Raw genomic sequence first — 6,070 nt, 5'->3', positions numbered from 1 at the left:
GGCGCTGGCCGCGGCGGACGGCGACGGGTGGGCGTCCGGCAAGGCGCTGCACGACGCCCACGAGGCGTGGAGCGACCAGGTCACCGCGCTGATGCACCGCCTCGGCGCGGAGAAGGCCGCCCTGCGCGGTTCGGCCCGCCTCTACGCCGGCACGGACGTCGCGGTCGAGAAGGGGCTCCGCCTGATCTCGCCGCTCGACGCCTTCTAGGGGGCGGCGCGCAGTGCCGACGTATCACGAGATCATGACCGCCGAGCTGTCCAGTCTGGTCGCCGCCGCCGACCGGTGGGAGGACATGGCGCGGGAGTTCGCCGTACAGGAGGGCGACTACCTGACGGAGGTGCACGGCCTGGCGGCCGGTGGACCGCCCGGTGGGTGGACCGGGGTCGCGGCGCGGACGGCGGGGTCGGTCTTCGACGTCACGCTCGCGGAGTACCGGGCGGCGCGGAAGGAGGCCATGGCCGTCGCCGCGCTGCTGCGGGACGCCTACACCCAGTTCTCGGAGCTCCGCAGCCGGCTGGCCGTCGTCCGGAAGGAGGCGGAGGCGGCGGGCCTGCGCGTCTCCGGGCGTGGGGTCGTCACGGTGGACGTCGCGCAACGTCCGCCGCGGCCCGGGGAGACGTGCGGGTCGGCCGAGGGGTGGCAGCAGCGGATCGACAACGCCGTGCGGGCGGTGGACGACGCGGACCAGGGCGTCGTGATCGCGCTGCGGGCGGTGACGCGTGACGAGCACAACGGCGACGGCACCGCGGGCGGCTTCAACGCGGGTGCGCTGAACGACGTGGAGGAGTACGAGGCCCGCGCCGGCAGTGCGCTCGCGGCGCGGATGGCCAAGGGCGAGAGGCTGAGCGCGGCGGAGGTGGACGAACTCCGCCGCCTTTTCCGCGACAACCAGCACGACGAGCACTTCAGCCGCACGTTCCTCAGCGGGCTGGGCGCGGACGGCCTCCTCGCCGTGGGCAGCCGGGCCAACGACCTGGCCCACACGGCGGGAGACCCCCAGGCCCGCGGCATGACGGACGTCGCCTCCGGGCTGTCGCGGACCCTGGCGACGGCGACGCGGGAGACGGACTCGCCCTGGTACGAGCGATGGCGGTCCGACATGCGCGAGGCGGGCCTCGAGTCGCACGCCTCACGGTTCGCCGCGGACCGGATGACCAACGAGCGGGGGTACCAGTCGCTGGTCAGCCTGATGGGCCAGGGCGGGCAGTTCGGGTCCCCGTACCTGTCGGACCTGGGCGACGACCTGATCGCCGCGGAGCGGAGGGATCCGGAGGTCTGGGACATGGTGGGACCGGTGGCCGGCAAGGACGGCTGGTTCGCCAACGACCCGCTGGACGGCGTCCTGGGGCTGATGAGCCGCGATCCGGAGGGGGCTGCGGAGTACCTGCGGAACGAGGGACGGATGAAGTACCTGGCCGCCGAGCGGGACTGGTTCACGGTCGTGCCGGAGGCGCTGGACGGGCCCCGCCCGGACCACGACCAGGAACGCGCCGACACGGACATGTGCGTGGGCTTCGGTGCGGCGTTGGAGGCGGCCGCGACCGGCGTCGGCCCGTACGCCTCCGGTTCGGCGGGCCCCGTGGAGCACACGGCGGCGAACAGGGAGGTCTTCCAGCACGCGGTGCAGCACCTGGCCACGTGGGAGGACCGCCTCCCGCCGACGCTGCGGGAGGGCGTGGGCCGGATCCTGGTCAGCCACGGGGACACGGTGCACCAGGTGGCGAGTGCGTTCGACGACGACACGGCGCCGGTCACGCAGGCCGACCTGTTCGAGGTGGCGAAGCAGGTGTCCAGGGACCCGCAGGGCTACGCGACGCTGAACGTGGGGCTGAACACGCCGATGGTGGAGGCCATCCATCGGCCGGAGCAGCAGCATCCGAAGGATTCGCTGATCCAGGCGGCGCGGACGGTCGGCTTCATGGAGGAGGTCCGCGCGCAGTCGGTGCAGATGAGCTCGAAGCCGCCTGAGCCGCCGAGGTGGGCGGAGATCACCAACGACGTGGCCGGGCACATTCCGATCGTCGGCTCGGAGGTTCAGCTGGGGGTGACGGCTGCGACTGAGAGCTGGTTGAGGGACGAGCGGGCGCGCTACGAGGAGGGGCTTCGCGAGGGGCGCGAGAACGATTACCGGTCGCGGGAGGAACAGTTGCGGGCACTCACCGAGGTCTGGTGGCGCGTCCACGGGCCGACGGGCGGCCCGCCACCCCACGAACTGCAGGCGCAGGTCAACCAGACGGCGATCGGTGGCATGGATCACGGCCGGGGCATCACGGGAGCACCGCGATAACTCATGCGCACCAGAATGATGGCCGTCATCTGGGGGATCGTCCTCATGGTGTCCCCAGCAGCCTGCGGCACCGCAGGAAAGGCACACGTGCCGCGATCGCTGTGCGGAGCACGGGTCAGCCCACATCTCCTGACCCCCCTCCTCGGGGGTGACGGCGCGGTACGTGAATGGACCAGCGCCAGCTTTCGTGAACCAGCCTCAGCGTCGTGGTGCGTTGTGTACGTCGACAGGAAGGAGGTCTTCCAACTGTGGTTCTCGGCCGGAAGCGGCAAACCGGACCTCATGGCGCTCGCGCGAAGTGGCCCGTCGATCGGTCTCTTCGATCCACGCCGAGTCCAAGGCATCGGAGAGCAGGCGGTGCTCGCGAACAACGGAGCCATCGCCAGCGTGCCGTGCCGGGACTCCGGCGGTGCCGACAGTTTCCTGCTCGCCCTGAAGATGGCGGAAGGCCCCATGAAGCCCCACCGTGAACGGGACGTGGAACGCTTCATGCGCGCCTACATGCCCGCCACCGTCAAGTCGCTGAACTGCCTGTCCGAGTGACCGCCCGCCGCCGTCGGCGGGCGTCGCGGAGGGCGATGGCGGTGCCGGCGAGGGCGGCCACCGTGGCGGCGGCGGCGAGGGCGACGTAGGATCCGAGGCGGGCGTCGCGTTCGTCGGGGGTCTCGCCCAGGGTGAGCGGCGCCGGTTCCGGGGGTTCCGCGCCGGCGAGGCCGCCGTCGGGGGCGGGGGAACGCGTCGGGCGGTCGTCCTCCGTGAGGGCGCGGACCGGGTCGACCACGCCCCAGCCGACCAGGCGGTCGCGGTCGGCGACCGTCCGCTCCGCGGTCGACTCGATCTGCGCGACGACCTGCTCCTGTTTCCAGTCCGGGTGCTTGGCCCGCAGCAGCGCCGCCACTCCGGCGACGTACGGCGCGGAGAAACTCGTGCCGTTGTCGGCGCAGTGACCCCCGCCGGGCACCGTGGAGACCATGTCGACCCCCGGTGCGGCGACGTCGACGAAGTCGCCGGACTGGGAGAACGGCGCGCGCTCGCCGTTGCGGTCGGAGGCGGCCACCGCCAGCACGCCCTCGTAGGCGGCGGGGTAGGAGTTCTTGCTCTCGCCGCCCAGCCCCTCGTTGCCGGCCGAGGCGACGACCACGATGTCCGCGGCCAGCGCGCGGTCGACGGCGCCCTTGAGCTGCGGGGTCGAGTCGACGGGCGAGCCGGTGTCCTGGGAGATGTTGATGACCTGGGCCCCGGCCTGGCGGGCGTGGTCGATGGCCTTGACCATCTCGTCGACCTTGCCGTGGCCCTCGGCGTCGTTGTGCTTGATCGGGATGATCGTCGCCTCGGGGGCGAGGCCCGCGAAGCCCGTCTCGTCGGAGCGCCGGGCGGCGATGATCCCGGCGACCTTGGTGCCGTGGCCGACCTGGTCGTCGGTGCCCTTGGCGCTGCCCCGCTCGAGCGGTTCGCCGTCGACCTCGGCGGGCAGGAAGTTGCCCCCGCTGCTCGCGTCCACGGCGTCGCGCAGCTGGGGGTGCTTGATGTCGACGCCGGTGTCGATCACGGCGACCTTGACGCCCTTGCCCTCGGACTGCTCCCACAGCTCGTCGAGCAGCACCCGCTGCAGCGCCCAGGGACGCCCGGGGTAGTTCTCGGCCGGGAACGTGCACTGGCCGCTGACCGGTTCCGCGGCTGCCGGGGCCGCCCCGGTCAGGCAGAGCGGGAGCGTGATGGCCGCCGCGGCCAGCACCGCGGCCGCCTTGGGCGTGGGCCCGGGCCTGGGGGTCACTGCGTTCCTTCCCTCATGTGTGTCGGCACGTGCCGTCGGTGCCGTGCGCTCCGTGGGTGCCGTGCGCGCCGCGTCCGCCGTGGGTACTGTGCGCGCCGTGGGTACTGTGCGCGCCGCGTCCGCCGTGGGTACCGGTGACGCCTAGGAGCCCTGCGGCTGCCTGGCGTCGGCGGTCGACAGGCGGGGCCCGGTGGGCAGGTAGGCGGACCACGGGGCCGGCACCGGCGTCGGTGCGACGTCCGCGTAGCCGAGCAGCTTCTGCGCCTCCTGCTCCGCCTGCTGCTGCTTCTCCCGGTCCTCCTTGGACCGGCCGATCTCGCTGTCCTCGCCGGTGCGGTCGCCGTTGGACTGCAGGACGTACCGCAGGCCGGTGTCGGTGACCAGGAAGACGGGGCCGACGTCGGTGGCACTGCCCTGGAACTGCTGGTACACCTGCCCGGAGCCCGGGGTGACGTACGCGCTGGTGGATCCGGTGGCGAGGACGGCGGGGAAGGTGTCGCCCGCCCAGGTCCGCAGGGTGGTCCGCCCGGAGTCGCGGTCGACGCCCATCAGCACGTTGCAGACGGTGTCCCGGGCCTTGCCGGCGCCCGAGGGGTCGTTGACGGCGGACGGGTCGGCGGTGGGCCACTTCTGGTCCGCGGCGAACGGCTCACCCGGCTGCAGCGCGCCGGGGCTGACCTCGAGGGCGTTGCCGTCCTGCCCGACCGACACGAGCGCGCTGTCGGCGAGGAGCAGGTTGGCGACGAAGTCGGAGACGGGTGCCACGCGTCCGGGGAGCACCACGTAGTACCGGTCGCGGTCACCGTCGCGCGCCGTGAGCACCATCCCCACCCGGTTGGCCTCCTGGTCCAGTTGTCCGGGTGCGTCGGCCGGCCGGCCCGGCGGGCCGTCGATCTCGGGGAAGGCCAGCGGGTCGCCCTTGTGGAGGGTCTCCAGCCACTCGCGGGAGACGCGCTGCGGCTCGCGGTCCGAGCCGACCACCGCGCGCAGCATGGCGGAGAGCTCGGGCTCCTTCTTCTCCACCGCGTCGATCCGGTACCCGGTGCCCGTGGCGTCGACGACGTAGCGGGCGTCGTCGGGGCCCTGGACGTAGAGGAGCTGGCCGCCGCTCAGCCTCTGGGAACCCTCGACGCGCTTCATCTCCCGTGCGGCGAAGACGAACGCGGCCTTCTGCACGGCCCCGCCCTCGCCCGCGCGCTCGCAGACCACCCAGCGCTTCTCCGCCGCGGCCTCCCCTGCGTCGGGGAGCCGGTCGGGGGCGTAGGGGATGCCCACGGTGACACCGTGCTGGATCTGCGTGTCGAGGATCTTCTCGTCGACCGTGATGACGTCGCCCTTGCCGTCCTTCAGCAGCAGCTTGGCGGAGGCCATGTTGAGCACGGGGTGCAGCTGGGTCTTGCCGCCGGTCTTGAGGACGACGTACCGGGTGGTCGACTTGTCGGCGACGATCACCTTCTCGTACGGCCGGTCCCAGTCCTTGGGGGCGGTCGGCTTGAACATGCCCCAGGCCCCGAAGACGGCCATGACGACGACGCCGGTGATCATGCCGGGCAGGATGCCCCGCAGGGGCCGCGGTGCGCTCTCCTCCGAACCTCCGGACGCGGAATGCGTGAAGGACGCCAGCATGCGGCGCTTCGCGAACGTGTAGGCGTTGAGCTGGTCTCTCCGGGATGCCATCGGTGCCCTGCTTCTCCCCGTGTTCCGCCGCGGTGTCGGACGGCCCCCTACTATGCCTGGTACGCGTGAGGCCTGGTACTCGAGGGGCCTGGTGGAGCGGGTAGGGTACCGAAGCCTTCAAGGTACCTATGGGGCAATGGATTTGCGGAGCCGGCCGGTCCAACCGGTCCGGCCGGGCGCACGACGGCGAGCACTGCGGGGGTGTGGGTGATGGCTTCCGGGACGCGAACACGGTCCCGTGACCGGTCACGGACGGCACGGGGTTTGGTGGCGACGCCTCCCCCGGTCCCGGCCCGCACGCACGCCGCACCGGGCGCGGTGCAGCTCAGGA

The 6,070-nt window shown here is 72.5% G+C and carries 4 protein-coding genes and 1 pseudogene; 3 read left to right on the top strand and 2 right to left on the bottom strand.

Going from position 1 to position 6,070, the window contains the following annotated elements:
- From HW445_RS15925 to HW445_RS15915, 3 genes and pseudogenes are all read left to right on the top strand, one after another.
- Positions 1-208 (top strand): annotated as a pseudogene (locus HW445_RS15925) (hypothetical protein); the annotation flags it as partial.
- 34 nt (positions 209-242) lie between these two features.
- Positions 243-2,288: a hypothetical protein gene (locus HW445_RS15920; protein WP_180221675.1), complete on the top strand. Its 2,046-nt coding sequence runs from the start codon at positions 243-245 to the stop codon at positions 2,286-2,288.
- A 216-nt stretch (positions 2,289-2,504) separates the two neighbouring features.
- On the top strand, positions 2,505-2,831 hold the full coding sequence (locus tag HW445_RS15915; protein WP_180221674.1) for a hypothetical protein: 327 nt from the start codon (positions 2,505-2,507) through the stop codon (positions 2,829-2,831).
- On the opposite strand, the gene mycP is transcribed toward HW445_RS15915, so the two are convergent.
- Positions 2,803-4,062 carry a type VII secretion-associated serine protease mycosin gene (mycP, locus tag HW445_RS15910; protein ID WP_180221673.1) on the bottom strand — a complete coding sequence of 420 codons (1,260 nt, stop codon included), beginning with the start codon at positions 4,060-4,062 and terminating at the stop codon, positions 2,803-2,805. The genes HW445_RS15915 and mycP overlap by 29 nt on opposite strands.
- A 141-nt stretch (positions 4,063-4,203) precedes the next feature.
- Positions 4,204-5,739 (bottom strand): type VII secretion protein EccB, encoded by a 1,536-nt coding sequence (gene eccB / locus HW445_RS15905; RefSeq protein ID WP_180221672.1) that lies wholly within the window; start codon positions 5,737-5,739, stop codon positions 4,204-4,206.
- Positions 5,740-6,070: the final 331 nt, after the last annotated feature.

It is taken from the genome of Streptomyces sp. UH6 (genome assembly GCF_013421635.1).
Classification (GTDB): Bacteria; Actinomycetota; Actinomycetes; order Streptomycetales; family Streptomycetaceae; genus Streptomyces; species Streptomyces abyssomicinicus.
Note: the sequence above shows the minus strand (reverse complement) of the source record. Positions and strands in the feature narration are given on the sequence as shown.